13 protein-coding genes are annotated in these 14,276 nt (G+C 61.9%); 4 read left to right on the top strand and 9 right to left on the bottom strand.

From position 1 onward, the window contains the following. Nucleotides 1-7 precede the first annotated feature (7 nt). From ACMGF9_RS23300 to fdnG, 6 genes are all read right to left on the bottom strand, one after another. Nucleotides 8-613, bottom strand: coding sequence for a glutathione S-transferase (locus tag ACMGF9_RS23300; protein WP_044030191.1), 606 nt, complete (start codon nt 611-613; stop codon nt 8-10). Between the two features lie 35 nt (nt 614-648). Further along, nucleotides 649-1,299: a DcrB-related protein gene (locus ACMGF9_RS23305; RefSeq protein WP_004934023.1), complete on the bottom strand. Its 651-nt coding sequence runs from the start codon at nt 1,297-1,299 to the stop codon at nt 649-651. A 114-nt stretch (nt 1,300-1,413) separates the two neighbouring features. After that, nucleotides 1,414-2,343, bottom strand: a complete 930-nt coding sequence (fdhE, locus tag ACMGF9_RS23310; RefSeq protein ID WP_004934019.1) for a formate dehydrogenase accessory protein FdhE — start codon at nt 2,341-2,343, stop codon at nt 1,414-1,416. Continuing rightward, a complete protein-coding gene (gene fdoI, locus ACMGF9_RS23315) occupies nt 2,343-2,978 on the bottom strand; it encodes a formate dehydrogenase cytochrome b556 subunit (RefSeq protein WP_004934017.1) in 636 nt (211 codons plus the stop codon). Before fdoI ends, fdhE begins: the two co-directional genes overlap by 1 nt. Beyond that, a complete protein-coding gene (gene fdxH, locus ACMGF9_RS23320) occupies nt 2,975-3,877 on the bottom strand; it encodes a formate dehydrogenase subunit beta (protein WP_004934014.1) in 903 nt (300 codons plus the stop codon). The genes fdoI and fdxH overlap by 4 nt, the downstream gene beginning before the upstream one ends. Before the next feature lie 12 nt (nt 3,878-3,889). Then, nucleotides 3,890-6,937, bottom strand: a complete 3,048-nt coding sequence (gene fdnG / locus ACMGF9_RS23325) for a formate dehydrogenase-N subunit alpha (RefSeq protein WP_118892606.1) — start codon at nt 6,935-6,937, stop codon at nt 3,890-3,892. A gap of 416 nt (nt 6,938-7,353) precedes the next feature. Between fdnG and sodA the strand changes: the two genes are divergently transcribed. Both sodA and ACMGF9_RS23335 read left to right on the top strand, forming a co-directional pair. Continuing rightward, nucleotides 7,354-7,974 (top strand): superoxide dismutase [Mn], encoded by a 621-nt coding sequence (gene sodA, locus ACMGF9_RS23330; protein ID WP_004934003.1) that lies wholly within the window; start codon nt 7,354-7,356, stop codon nt 7,972-7,974. Nucleotides 7,975-8,099: 125 nt separating this feature from the next. Further along, entirely contained in the window at nt 8,100-10,028 is a 1,929-nt protein-coding gene (locus ACMGF9_RS23335; RefSeq protein WP_380692289.1) for a methyl-accepting chemotaxis protein, read from the top strand. 32 nt (nt 10,029-10,060) lie between these two features. Here ACMGF9_RS23335 and ACMGF9_RS23340 read toward each other — a convergent pair whose 3' ends face one another. Then, on the bottom strand, nt 10,061-10,675 hold the full coding sequence (locus ACMGF9_RS23340; RefSeq protein WP_031299772.1) for a histidine phosphatase family protein: 615 nt from the start codon (nt 10,673-10,675) through the stop codon (nt 10,061-10,063). A gap of 131 nt (nt 10,676-10,806) precedes the next feature. Between ACMGF9_RS23340 and yiiM the strand changes: the two genes are divergently transcribed. Then, nucleotides 10,807-11,478, top strand: a complete 672-nt coding sequence (yiiM, locus tag ACMGF9_RS23345) for a 6-hydroxyaminopurine reductase (RefSeq protein ID WP_088381113.1) — start codon at nt 10,807-10,809, stop codon at nt 11,476-11,478. 100 nt (nt 11,479-11,578) lie between these two features. Next, complete coding sequence (locus ACMGF9_RS23350) at nt 11,579-12,358, top strand: class I SAM-dependent methyltransferase (RefSeq protein ID WP_021504151.1); 780 nt, start codon at nt 11,579-11,581, stop codon at nt 12,356-12,358. A gap of 10 nt (nt 12,359-12,368) precedes the next feature. Here the strand turns inward: ACMGF9_RS23350 and ACMGF9_RS23355 are convergent, their stop codons facing one another. Then, the gene (locus ACMGF9_RS23355) at nt 12,369-12,731 is read right to left on the bottom strand and encodes a YibL family ribosome-associated protein (RefSeq protein WP_063918266.1); all 363 of its coding nucleotides are present in this window, start codon (nt 12,729-12,731) and stop codon (nt 12,369-12,371) included. A 73-nt stretch (nt 12,732-12,804) separates the two neighbouring features. Next, nucleotides 12,805-14,271, bottom strand: coding sequence for a PLP-dependent aminotransferase family protein (locus tag ACMGF9_RS23360; RefSeq protein ID WP_033652304.1), 1,467 nt, complete (start codon nt 14,269-14,271; stop codon nt 12,805-12,807). Between the last annotated feature and the right edge of the window lie 5 nt (nt 14,272-14,276).

Here is a 14,276-nt window from a genome sequence, read left to right on the forward strand (position 1 = left end):
GGAAAGCTCAGGGCGGCGCCGTGCGGGCGAAACTTTCGCGGGCGAACAGGCGTTCGGCCAGTTTGACCAGCGCCGGGCGCTCGACGCACCAGTTGGGCAGGATGCGGCGAAAATTGAGGTAGCCCAGCGCGCAGCCGGTGGCGATATCCGCCAGCGTCAGCCGCTCGGCATTGAGCCACGTTTTTTCCCGCGCCAGCGCCTCCAGGGCGTCCAGGCCCTGCGTCAGCTTGTCACGCTGGCGCAGCATCCAGTTTTCGTCCTGTTTTTCCGGCGCGCGCCGGCTTTCACGGAACAGCGTCGCCGCCGCTTCGGTCACGCCGTCCGCCAACGCCGCCACCTGCCGGACGCGCAACGCGGCGGCGCGTTCGGCCGGCAAAAACGCCGGCTCCACCGCCAGCAGCTCGAGGTATTCGGCCACCACCGGCGAGTCGTAAAACACCTCGCCGTCATCGGCGATCAGCACCGGCACCTTGGCGAGCGGGTTCAACTCCTTCACCCGGCTGCCGGGCTCATACGGCGGATCGTTGACGAACTCGAACGCAATCCCCTTCTCCAGCAGCATCACGGAAATCTTGCGCACAAAGGGGCTGGTGTAACTGCCGATAAGCTTCATCCGGTCTCCTCCGCTTCGTCCTGGCTGCGGCGTCCTTACTTCACCGCCAGGGTATCGATAATCCGCTGCACCAGCGCCTGATGCACTTCCGGCGTTTTGGCCGGCGACAGCATTTGCAACGTCACCACCCGCTTGTTGAACACCGTCAACACCAGGGTGGAGACCACCTTTTGCCCGTTGACGGTCTGTTCGGTATCCACCCGGCGAAACTTCTGTTTGCCGACGCTGAAGTTCTCTTCTTTGGTGGTCTGGATATTCTGATAGCGTTCGGCCAGCACCGTGATGGCGCTCTGCGTCAGCTCTTTCAGCATTTTGTCGCTGGTGTTGAGCTTCATGCCGTCCGGCGGGATCACTTCGGACGAGACCGCGCTCTGGCGCGACTTGCCGTCAAGGAAGCGCTGAATGGTGGAGGTGCTGTCGTTGATGATGCCGCTGTTCAGCGTTTGATCGCTAAAGCCCGGCGGCAGCTCGAAGGTGATCTTGCCCTTCTGCAGCGACACGTTCAGCCCCGGCGGCGCGGGCGGGGTTTCTACCGGCGCAGGCGGCGGCGGTGGCGCGGGCTGCGTCACGGTCGGCTTGGTGTCCGGCGGCGGCACCGCCGGTTTGGTGTCGTCTTTGTTGTCGCAGGCCGCCAGTCCAACCGCCAACACGGCGACCGCGGTCAGTTTTGCCAGGGTGTTTAACATCGTGGTTCCTTTCGCTTGGCGCGTTATGGCCTAAACGTAGCAACTCGCCCGGGCGATTGCCAGAAGCCCGTTCTGAAATTGCTCATCCGGCCCCGCGCGAACGGGGCCGGGCGGTTACTCCGCCGGGAACAGGAACGGATTGATGCTGCTGCGGCCGAAGCCTTCTTCTTCCATACGGGCGTCCAGCACCAGCGAAGCCAGATCGTCGGCCACCGCTTCGACCTGCGGGTCTTTTTCCTGATAGAGGATCTTCAGGTAAGTGCCGCAGTCGCCGCAGCTCTCCGCCTTCACCGCCGCCTGCTCGCTGTCCAGCGACCAGTAGTTGAGATCGCGAGTCTGCTCGCAGTTGCTGCACTTCACCCGCACCACGTGCCATTCGCTTTCGCACAGGTTGCAGTGCAGGTAGCGCAGGCCGTTGACGGTGCCGATGTGCACCATGCTGGAGACCGGGATGCTGCCGCACACCGGGCAGAACTGGCGCTGCTCGCCGTATTCGGCGCGCGCCTTGCCGGGGATCAGGCTGGCCATCTGCGCCCAATAGAGCGACAGCGCGGCCCAGAGAAACGGCGCCTTCTCGCTGCCTACCTTGCCAAACTCGCGGTTGAGCAAGGCGTCGGCCATCAGCTCCAGCTCGTGCGCCGAGGCCTTCTCCAGGTTGTCCAGCACCGCCAGAATGTGTTCCGGCGCCTGCGGGCGCAGCTCGGCGATCAGCGACGTCAACAGCTTGCGCCAGTGCTCGCTGCGCGGGAACACGCTCAGATCGAGCGGCGGTTTGCCGCTGGCGGCGCCCTGCGCCAACGCTTCGCTAAGATCGAGCGCCAGCGGGTTATCGTGCAGCGCATGCTGCTGCGCCTGCGCCAGCTCGGCGGCAAAGTTCAGGTAGTCACCCAGCGGGTTGTCGACCGCCAGCTGACGCAGACGTTCGGCGCGGCGGCTGTACAGGCTTTTCAGGTTGGCGAAAAGTAACGGCGGGATGTTCTCCGCCGTTGTGGACTTCTCACGCTGTGCCCCTAACTGCTCTTTAGGAACGATGCGGATACTCATCAGGGTTTATCTTCCTGTCGTTTCTCGCGGACCTCACGGTACCAGCGCGGATGATGTTTCTTGGCCCAGGCCGCCGGCACCCAGCCTTCCACCATCGCGGTAATGGTGCCTTTTACCCACAATGCGGCGTAAATGTGCACCATAATCACGATGATAAGGCCGACCGCGGCCAGCGAATGCACCAGCAGCGCGATGCGGATCAGCGGAATGGAGAACGACGGCGCAAAATACGGCCGCCAGATCACCACGCCGCTGGCCAGCAGCAGCACCAGGCTGATAATCGCCGCCCAGAACACGCACTTCTGGCCGAAATTATAGCGCCCGGTATCACCCACTTCCTCGTTCATGGCGATTTTGTGGATGTTCTTGGCCCAGACGATATCTTCCCGGTTGATCAGGTTGTGCTTCCAGTAGCGCAGGAACATCAGCAGGAACGCGGCGAACATGATCACCCCGACAAACGGGTGCAGAATGCGCGCCAGCTGCGGCGTCCCGAAGATGTTCATCAGCCAGTTGAAGGAGGGGAAGAAGAACCCCAGCCCGCTGATGGCGGCGAACACGAAGCAGAACGCCACGATCCAGTGGTTGATGCGCTCCGGCGCGCTGTAACGCTGAATGGGCTTTTCCTTTCTCATTTGCGCGTCTCCTCGTCGTGCGACTCGTCGTGCTCGTCCTCATCTTCGACGCGGTTAGGCCCGACGCCGACATAGTGGAACACGCTGGCCGCGAAGGTGGCGGCAAAGCCGATGGCCGCCAGGGGTTTCCACACGCCCTTCCAGAAGGTCACCGCCGGGCTGATGCTCGGGTTGTCCGGCAAACCGTGGTACAGCTGCGGTTTGTCGGCGTGGTGCAACACGTACATCACGTGCGTGCCGCCCACCCCCGCCGGATCGTACAGACCGGCGTTCTGGTAGCCGCGGGTATTCAGCTCGCTGACGCGATCCGCCGCCACCTGCTTCATCGCTTCCTTGGTGCCGAAGTGAATCGCGCCGGTCGGGCAGGTTTTCACGCAGGCCGGTTCCTGGCCGACGTCCACGCGGTCGACGCACAGGGTGCACTTGTACACCCGGTTGTCGTCCTTGTTCATGCGCGGCACGTCGAACGGGCAGCCGGCGATGCAGTAGCCGCAGCCGATGCAGTGCTCGGACTGGAAGTCGACGATGCCGTTGGCGTACTGAATGATCGCGCCTTCCGACGGGCAGGCCTTCAGGCAGCCCGGATCGGCGCAGTGCATGCAGCCGTCCTTGCGGATCAGCCATTCCAGCTTGCCGTTTTCCTCCACCTCGGAGAAGCGCATCACCGTCCACGACTTGGCGGTCAGATCGGCGGGGTTATCGTACACCCCGACGTTGTGTCCCACTTCGTCGCGGATGTCGTTCCATTCGGAACAGGCCACCTGACAGGCCTTGCAGCCGATACAGGTGGTGACATCGATCAGTTTGGCCACTTCTTCCTGGTGGTCACGGGCGCGCGGCGCCGGCGTGAAACCATTGGTGGCGGATTTACGAATGATGTCTTGAGATTGCATGGCCATAATTCGTCTCCGTTACACCTTTTCCACGTTGACCAGGAACGCCTTGAACTCCGGCGTTTGCGTATTGGCGTCGCCGACGAACGGCGTCAGCGTGTTGGCGATAAAGCCTTTCTTCGCCACCCCTTCGTAACCCCAGTGGATCGGGATGCCGATGGTGTCGACTTCCTGGCCGTGCACCTGCAGCGTGCGAATACGCTTGGTCACCACCGCCTTGGCCTTGATGTAGCCACGGTTGGAGCTGACTTTCACGGTATCGCCCTGCTTGATGCCCTTCTTCTCCGCCAGCTTTTCGCCGATTTCCACGAACTGTTCCGGCTGGGCGATGGCGTTCAGCCGCGCGTGCTTGGTCCAGTAGTGGAAGTGCTCGGTCAGACGATAGGTGGTGCCGACGTAAGGGAACTTGTCGGATTTGCCCATCGCCGCCAGATCGTCCTTGAACACGCGCGCCGCCGGGTTGGACACCACGTTCGGGTGCAGCGGGTTGGTGCCGAGCGGCGTTTCGAACGGCTCGTAGTGTTCAGGGAACGGCCCTTCCGCCATCTTGTCGGTGGCGAACAGGCGGCCCATGCCTTCCGGCTGCATGATGAACGGCCCGACGTCGCTGCCCGGCGCGGCGGTGCTGTAGTCCGGGATATCGGCCCCGACCCACTTGGCGCCGTCCCACTCCAACAGCTGGCGTTTCGGATCCCACGGTTTGCCCTGCGGATCCGCCGAGGCGCGGTTGTACAGAATGCGGCGGTTGAGCGGCCATGCCCAGGCCCAGCCCAGCGTATTGCCGAGGCCGGACGGATCGGCGTTGTCGCGCCGCGCCATCTGGTTGCCGGCCGGCGTCCAGCTGCCGGCGAAGATCCAGCAGCCGCTGGCGGTAGTGCCGTCGTCGCGCAGCTGCGCGAACGAGCTGAGCAGTTCGCCTTTTTTCACCAGCACTTTGCCGTCGGCATCCAGCAGATCCGCCAGCGCCTTGCCGTTGTTCTCCTGCGCCACCTCTTCCGGCGCCGGGTTGTCCGGCGTCAGGTAGTCCCAGGTCATGTTCAGCACCTGCTCAGGCACCGCGCCACCGTCGCGCGCATACATCTCGCGCAGGCGGCTGAAGATGCCCGCCAGGATCTCGCCGTCGTTCAGCGCTTCACCCGGGGCGTCCGCGCCTTTCCAGTGCCACTGCAGCCAGCGGCCGGAGTTGACGATCGAGCCGTTCTCTTCGGCGAAGCAGGTGGACGGCAGGCGGAACACTTCGGTCTGGATCTGCGACGGATCCACTTCGTTGAACTCGCCGTGGTTCTGCCAGAAGTTGGAGGTCTCGGTGTTCAACGGATCGATGGTCACCAGGAACTTCAGCTTGGACAGTGAAGCCACCACCTTGTTTTTGTTCGGGAACGACGCCACCGGGTTAAAGCCCTGGCAGAAGTAGCCGTTGACCTTGCCCTGCGCCATCATCTCGAAGTACTGCAGCACGTCGTAGCCTTTGTCCCACTTCGGCAACCAGTCAAAGCCCCAGCTGTTGTCCTTCTGCGCCTTGTCGCCGTAGAAGGTCTTCATCATGCTGACGAAGAATTTCGGGTAGTTGCCCCAGTAGTTCACCTGGCCCGGCAGCAGCGCCTTCGGCGTGTTAGCCTTCAGGTAGGTCTCGAGATCGGTCTGTTTCTCCGACGGCAGCGTCAGGTAGCCCGGCAGGCTCTGCGACAGCAGGCCGAGATCGGTCAGCCCCTGGATGTTGGAGTGGCCGCGCAGCGCGTTGACGCCGCCGCCCGCCATGCCCATGTTGCCGAGCAGCAGCTGGATCATCGCCATGGTGCGGATGTTCTGTGCGCCGACCGAGTGCTGAGTCCAGCCCAGGGCGTACAGGAACGAAGCGGTCTTATCCGCCACGCAGGTTTCGGCGATGTATTCGCACACCTTGAGGAAATCGTCCTTCGGCGTGCCGCAGATGTTGCTCACCACGTCAGGCGTGTAGCGGCTCACGTGCTGCTTCAGCAGGTTCCACACGCAGCGCGGATCCTGCAGCGTGACGTCGCGCTTGGCGAAGCCGTTCTCGTCGAACTGGTAGTTCCAGGTGGTTTTGTCGTACTTGCGGTTTTCCACGTCGTAGCCGCTGAACAAGCCGTCTTCGAAGGCAAAGTCTTCCCGCACCAGCAGGCTGGCGTTGGTGTAGGCCTCGACGTATTCGCGGTTAAATTTGTTGTTAGTCATCAGATACAGCAACACGCCCGACAGGAAAGCGATGTCGGTCCCGGAGCGGATCGGCGTGTAGAAGTCCGCCACCGATGCGGTTCGGGTAAAGCGCGGATCGATCACGATCAGCTTGGCATTGTTGTGTATTTTGGCTTCCATCGCCCAGCGGAACCCCACCGGATGCGCTTCCGCCGCATTACCGCCCATGACGATAATCAAATTCGCGTTCTTGATATCAACCCAGTGGTTGGTCATCGCACCGCGACCAAATGTTGGAGCAAGACTTGCTACCGTTGGTCCGTGTCAGACACGCGCCTGGTTGTCTACGGCAAGCATGCCGAGAGCGCGACTAAATTTTTGCGACAGAAAACCGGTTTCGTTGCTGGCGGCCGAGGCGCACAGCATGCCGGTGGTCAGCCAACGGTTGACGGTAACGCCCTGGTCGTTGGTTTTGATGAAGTTGGCGTCACGATCTTCCTTCACCAGCTTGGCGATGCGGGTAAAGGCGTCGTCCCAGCTGATGCGCTGCCATTTGTCCGACCCTGGCGCCCGGTATTCCGGGTACTTGAGGCGGCTTTCGCTGTGGATGAAGTCAACCAGGCCGGCGCCTTTCGGGCAAAGCGCGCCGCGGTTTACCGGGTGATCCGGATCCCCTTCGATATGGAAAATGCTTTCTTTGGCGTTTTTGGCGCCATCACCAAGGCTGTACATCAACAGCCCACAGCCGACGGAACAATACGTACAGGTATTACGGGTCTCGCGGGCGCGCAGCAGTTTGTACTGCCGGGTTTCCGCCAACGCCACTTCGGGGGCAAAGCCCAGCGCGGCCACCGTCGTTCCTGCCATACCGCCAGCGCAGATCTTAAAGAACTGCCTTCTGCTGACCTGCATGGGGGTCTCCTTTACTCTCGATTGTCACATTGTTCAAATGCGCCTGCCCGCTAGCGCGGCAAACGCGAATGTCACTGTTGTTATGCTTGCTACGAACGCCGGCCATATTACCACAGCGTGCTTGTGGTTGTTACACACTCGTGCTCATTCAGTGAACGCATTGGCACATTTCGATACATTTCGGCGTTGGCGCTCCCTACAGTATAGAGAGTAACCAACGCGCCGGGGCGGCGGTTCGACGCGGCACCCCAGCGCCCTCTTCTATCAGCATGTTAACGCAACGATTTGTTCATTAACCACACAGTTCACAGGGCATTGATAATCATTTTCAATATCATTTAATTAACTATAATGATCCGACTGCTTACGCGGTGCTCGCCCTTTGCGCCGCCCATACACCACTGGAGATGATGATTATGAGTTATTCACTGCCATCCCTGCCGTACGCTTACGACGCACTGGAACCGCATTTCGACAAGCAGACGATGGAAATCCATCACACCAAACACCACCAGACCTACGTCAACAACGCCAACACCGTGCTGGAAGCCTACCCTGAGCTGGCCAAATACAGCGTTGAAGAGCTGATCCAGGATCTGGATAAAGTGCCTGCCGACAAACGCACCTTCATGCGTAACAACGCCGGCGGCCACGCCAACCACAGCTTCTTCTGGAAAAACCTGAAAACCGGCACCACGCTGGGCGGCGATCTGAAAGCGGCCATCGAGCGCGATTTCGGCAGCGTTGAGAAATTCCAGGAAGAGTTCGAGAAAGCCGCAGCCACCCGCTTCGGTTCCGGTTGGGCCTGGCTGGTGCTGAAAGACGGCAAGCTGGCCGTAGTGTCTACCGCCAACCAGGACAGCCCGCTGATGGGCGAAGCCGTCGCCGGCGCATCCGGTTTCCCAATCATCGGCCTGGACGTGTGGGAACACGCTTACTACCTGAAATATCAGAACAAACGCCCTGACTACATCAAGGCGTTCTGGAACGTGGTCAACTGGGATGAAGCCGCCGCGCGCTTCGCCGCGAAGAAGTAATTCGCCCCCGTTGATGAAGATGCCCGCCGCCGGCGGGTATTTTTTTGCCTGAAATCCGCTAAAGTTTGACCACTTCCTGCCGATGGTTTGTTCAATTGACGTTCGCCCGGAGAAGGAAAAACGCTATGGCGGCATTGCAAGCATTGGCAGGAAAGTTCACCCATCTCACCGTAGGTAAAAAGCTCGGCCTCGGCTTCGCGCTGTTGCTGCTGTTGGCGGTCGTCATCGCCGGCACCGGAGCGCAATATCTGCACATCATCGAATCCCGCGCCGATCGCATCGACTTCAGCAACCGGCTGAACGAGGAGATCAACCAGGCCAAATACAACCGCGCCATGTACGGCCAGACCTACCAGCCGGAGTATCTGCAGAACAACCGCGCCAATATCGATAACGCCGTCAAACTGATAGACCAGGGCCAGGCGTTGGATTGGGACGCCCAAAGCCGCAAGGATCTGCAGCGTCTGGTGACGCTGATTGGGGAATATCAGCAACAGCAAAAAATCTTTGAGCAGGCGGTCTCGGCGAAAGACGCGGTGCGCCAGAGCTGGAACATGTCGGAAGTGCAGGCCAGCCTGAGCCAGGTGGAGCGCCAGCTCACCAACGGCGATCTGCAGTTGGCCTTCATCCAGCTGAACCAGAAGCTGACCCAGGTGCGCTACGGCGCGCGCGGTCTGCTGCTGAGCCTGAACAAGGAAACCGAAGCGCCGCTGATGGCGGCCATCGACGACGCGCGCGACGCGGCCAACGCCTTGAGCCGCCGGGTCAGCGACGCGCAGCGCCCGCAGCTGCAGCCGCTGCTGGCCGCCCTGGACGATTACAAAAACCGTATCGCGGCCTACCTGCCGGCCTATGAGCACGAGCAGCAGATCAGCCGACAGCTCGGTGAACGCGCACAAGCGATCGGCACGCTGGTGAACGCCTTTATGCAGGACGAATTGGCGCAGACGCGCAGCAACATCAACCTGGCGCAGCTGCAGATGGGCATCACCACCCTGATCGCGATTATCGCCGGAGTGCTTATCGCCTGGCGCATCACGCTGCAGATCACCCGTCCGCTGCAAAGTACGCTGGCGATGGCGGAACGCATCGCCAGCGGCGATCTGCGCCAGGCGCAGACCAGCACCCGCCGCGATGAGTTGGGGCAGTTGCTGAACGCGGTGGCGGCGATGAGCCAAAATCTGCGCACCATGATTGAGAAGATCCAGATGGGGGTCAGCCAGGTCTCCACCGCCTCCGCGGAAATCGCCGCCGGCAACACCGATCTCTCTTCCCGCACCGAGCAGCAGGCGGCGGCGGTCGAGGAAACCGCCGCCAGCATGGAACAGCTGACCGCCACGGTGAAACAGAACGCCGACAACGCCCATCATGCCAATCAGCTGGCCACCGACGCCTCGCAGACCGCGCAACAGGGCGGCAAGCTGGTGGAGAACGTGGTCAGCACCATGCGCGATATTTCCAGCAGTTCGCAGCGTATCGCCGAAATTACTACCCTGATCAACGGCATTGCCTTCCAGACCAACATCCTGGCGCTCAACGCCGCGGTGGAAGCAGCGCGCGCCGGCGAACAGGGACGCGGCTTCTCGGTGGTCGCCAGCGAAGTGCGCAGCCTGGCGAGCCGCAGCGCCCAAGCGGCGAAGGAGATCGAAGGGCTGATCGCCGAATCGGTCAGCCGGGTGAAAACCGGCACCGAACTGGTGGAAAGCACCGGCAATACCATGGAGCAGATCGTCCGCTCGGTTACCCACGTGCGCGACATCATGGCCGAGATCGCCGCCGCCTCCGATGAACAGACGCGCGGCATCGCCCAGATTGGCCAGGCGATCGTCGAAATGGACCATACCACCCAGCAGAACGCCGCGCTGGTGGAAGAGTCCGCCGCCGCCGCCGATTCGCTGGAAGAGCAGGCCGACATGCTGTTGCAGAGCGTTTCGGTGTTCCGTTTGGCGGAGCAGACCGAACCCGCCGCCGTGAAAGCCGCCGCGCCGAAAGCGCCGGCCGTAAAACCCGCGGCCGCCAACGCCGCAGCGGAAGAGAACTGGACCACCTTCTGACGCCCGCAGGCGAGGAATATCCGTTCCTCGCCCTATCTTTGTGGCAACAGGTGGGTCGCGACTCCCCAATTCAACAAATTAAAACCAGAGGCGGTCGCATCAAGCATTGCGTAGCCGCAATTGCGATGACCGTATCTGCGGAGGTCCTCCTGCGGGTCAGCCCCTTTAAGCCACCAAATCAGTGCCTGCAGAGCATGGCCGTGCGTAACAACACCAAGCGTTTGATTTTGTCCATCGACAGCCAGATCGGACAGACAAGCCATCAGGCGCCAGGCAACCTCATAAGCATTCTCCCCTCCCGGAGCCGACGCCTCTGCCTTACCGGCAAAGAGGCACTGCGTCGCTTCTGGATAATCGCGCATGGCCTGCGCATAAGATAATCCTTCCAGTCGGCCAAAATCTTGCTCCTGCAAACGCTCATCCATTTGCACAGTGCAGCCACATCTCTCAGCCAACGTCTCCGCTGTCGTAAAAGCCCGACCAGCCGGTGAACTGATCAACAAAGTGACCGATAACATTTGCAAGCGAGCGCCAAGCCCAGCGATTTGACGTCGCCCCTCTTCTGTCAGCGGACTGTCACTTCGCCCCTGAATAATCCCCGAGCGGTTCCATTCTGACTCCGCATGCCTCAATACAATGAAACGCATGGTTTTTTCTCGACGATAAAAGCCTAAATATAGACAGGAAAAACACATCCTTCCGTACAGGTAAACGCCGGGTAGTGTACGGGCACAACTCAGGCTATGCTGAGCCCTCGACGCGAGACACGGAGGCGCACATGCATCACCCAGACGTTTACATCGGCAGCATCCAACCCTATGAAGGCGGGCGCCCCAGCGCCATCGCCAAACGCCAGGTGGATGGCGCCATCCGGCTCACGCAGCTCGGGCTGGAAGGCGACGAACAGGCCGAAAAAAGCTACCACGGCGGGCCGGACCGCGCGCTGTGTCACTACCCGCGCGAGCATTATGCCCACTGGCGCGAGCAGTTTCCGGCGCAGGCCGAGCAGTTTTGCGCCCCGGCCTTCGGCGAGAACATCTCCACCGAAGGGCTGACCGAACACAATGTGTTTATGGGCGACATCTTCCGCTGGGGCGAGACGCTGATCCAGGTCACCCAGCCGCGCTCGCCGTGCTTCAAGCTCAATTATCACTTCGCCATCGAGGACATTTCGGTGCTGATGCAGCAAAGCGGCCGCTGCGGCTGGCTGTATCGGGTGGTGTCGCCGGGCGCGGTCAGCGGCGATCGCCCGCTGGCGCTGGCGGCGCGCAACAGCGATGTGTCGGTGGCCGAAGCCATCGCCATCGCCTGGCATATGCCGTTCGATGCGGAACAGTATCGCCGTCTGTTGGCGGTGGCCGGCCTCTCCGCCAGCTGGAGCAAGACCATGCTCACGCGGCTCGCCGAAGGGCGCCTTGAGGATTTCAACCGCCGCCTGCTCGGCCGTTGAACGCGCGAGCGGAAAATGAAAAACGTGCGCCGAATGCCGCGTTAACCCTTTTCTTCCGCCTATACTGTAGCCGCACGTTTTTTCAGCCAGGAGCCAGGATATGACCACCCCGACCCATTCGATTCATCACGCCGCCGCCGAGGGCTATCAGGCCAATGCCGATCGCTATGTGAAAGGCCGGCCGGATTACCCGCCGGAAATCGCCGTCTGGCTGCGTGACGTCATCGGCCTGCACGCCGGCATGACGGTCATCGATCTCGGCGCCGGTACCGGCAAGTTCACCCCGCGCCTGCTGGAAACCGGCGCGCAGGTGATCGCCGTCGAACCGGTGCCGCAAATGCTGGAAAAACTGTCGGCGGCGCTGCCGCAGGTGAAAACGCTGGCGGGCACCGCCGACGCGATCCCGCTACCGGACGAGTCGGTGGATGCCGTGGTGTGCGCCCAGTCCTTCCATTGGTTCGCCACGCCGCAGGCGCTGGCGGAAATCCAGCGCATTCTCAAGCCCGGCGGCAAACTCGGCCTGGTGTGGAACATGCGCGATGCGCGCGTCGGTTGGGTGCGTAAACTGAATCAGATCGTCGATAGCCACGAAGGCGATGCGCCGCGTTTCTATACCGGCGAATGGCGCAAATTCTTCCCGTTCAAAGGCTTTGAACCGCTGCAGGAGCAGGTGTTTATGCTCGGCCACCGGGGGGCGGTGGAGGACGTGATCTACAACCGGGTACGTTCAACCAGCTTTATCGCCGCGCTGCCGCAGGCGCAACAGGAGCAGGTTATCGATCGGTTGCGCCAACTGGTGGCGGAAGAAGAGGAACTGCGGGGCCAGGACACGGTCACCGTGCCCTATCAGACCAAGGCGTATTTCACCACCAAGGTCTGACGCCCGGGATTCAGAACGCTTTCTTGGCGTAGCCGGTGACCGCTTTCAGGCCCATCTCGCGGCCCAGCGCGGTCATCGGGTGCACCACGATCAGCCCGCGTGCGCTTTTCTTCAGCGCGCCCATATCGGCCTGCTCTTTCTTGGTGATTTCACGGCTGAACGGCAGCTTGCTCAGCTTCTGCGCTTCGGCGCTCAGCTTCTCGCCGCGCACGTTTTTCAGGCGCTCGATCTCCGCCGCCAGCTTCTCTTTTTCTTTGGTGTGCTGCGCGATCAACTCAGGGTTGCCCTGTTGGATCACGGTGGCGTCTTTGTGGTTCAAGGCGTCCAGCAGGTCGCTCAGGCGCTTGATCTCTGCCTTTTCTTTCTCTTTCATGGTCTCTGGCCCGTTGTGCCCAAAATGGCACGCTAATCAATGATACCGGCATTGTAGCAAAAGGCGCGCGCCGTTACCCGTCCTGCGCAATGCCGGGCGGCAGGCCGCTCATCTCGCAGGCCCTGGCGCCGAGCCGGGCCAGCGCCTGGGTGTAGCGCGCGTTGAACGGGTAGCAGCAAGAGAGCCGCAGCGCGTTGCGGTAGCGCCCGCTCGGGGAATACAGGGTGCCCGGCGTCAAACAGATCTGCTCCTCAAGCAGCTGATGGAACAGCGCCACGCTGTCCACGCCGGGGGGGAATTCGACCCAGAACACGAAGCCGCCCGCCGGCTGCGTGGCCAGCGTGCCGCGCGGGAAATGCCGGGCGATCAGCGCCCTCGCCTCGTCGACCTGCGCCGCATAGCGCTTGCGCAGGTTGCGCAAATGGTGATCGTAGCCGCCGCTCTCCAGGAAGGTCGCCAGCGTTTCCGACAGCAGCTGCGACTCGGACATCGACGACACCGCCTTCAGCTTGCGCAACGCCTCGTGAAAACGGCCGCCGCAGATCCAGCCGACGCGAAAATCCGGCGCCAGCGTTTTGGTGAAGCTGGAGCAAAACAGCACCCAGCCGTCGCGATCGAACGCCTTCACCGCCGGCGACAGCGCCCCGCCGAACTGGATCTCGGCATACAGCCCGTCTTCAATCAACGGCACCTGATGATCGTTCATCAGCCGCGCCAGCCGCTTTTTCGCGGCCAGCGGCATAGTGCAACCCAGCGGGTTTTGCACCGTCGGCATGGCGATCACCGCATTCAGCCGCTTCTCGTTCAGCAGCAGCTCCAGCGCGTCCAACGACAGCCCCAGCTGCGGATCGGTAGGGATTTCCAGCGCTTTCAGCCCCAGGCTGGCCAGCAGCGGCAGCAGATAAAAGTAGGTCGGCGACTCCAGCCCGACGCAGTCGCCCGGTTTGGTGGTAACGCGCAGCGCCAGCTGCAGCGCCTCCATGCAGCCGTGGGTCAACACCACGTCGCCCGGCTCCAACAGCATGCCGAGCGTCATTGAGCGGCGGGCGATCTGCTGACGCAGCCGCAGGCTGCCGGGCGGCAACGGATATTGTCCGATCAGACCCGGCTGGCGGCGCAGTTGGGAAGACAGCATGCGCCCCAGTTTGCCGCCGGGATAGAAATCGCTGGTCTGCGGGCAGGCCAGCGCAATGTTGGTGAAGGCCGGGTTCTGCTGGGCGGCGAACACCGTATCGATCAACGCCAGCACGTCGTCCGCCGGCGGTTCGATGCGGCCGCTGGGCGCCGAGGCCATCTTCAGCGCCGGCAGCGTGCTGCGGACATAAAACCCCGACTGCGGCCGCGCTTCGATCAGCCCGCGATCCTCCAGCGTGCGGTAAGCCGACACCACGGTATTGATGCTGACGCGATGGGTTTGCGCACAGCGCCGCACCGAAGGCAAGCGGTCGCCGGGCTGCAGCGTGCCGCGGCGAATGGCTTCGGCCAGCGTATCCGCCAGCTGCAGGTAACGGGTATCCGGGGTTTCATCGAGCAAGGTCACAGTTT

Source organism: Serratia sp. BNK-23, from assembly GCF_047456145.1.
Lineage (GTDB): Bacteria > Pseudomonadota > Gammaproteobacteria > Enterobacterales > Enterobacteriaceae > Serratia > Serratia nematodiphila.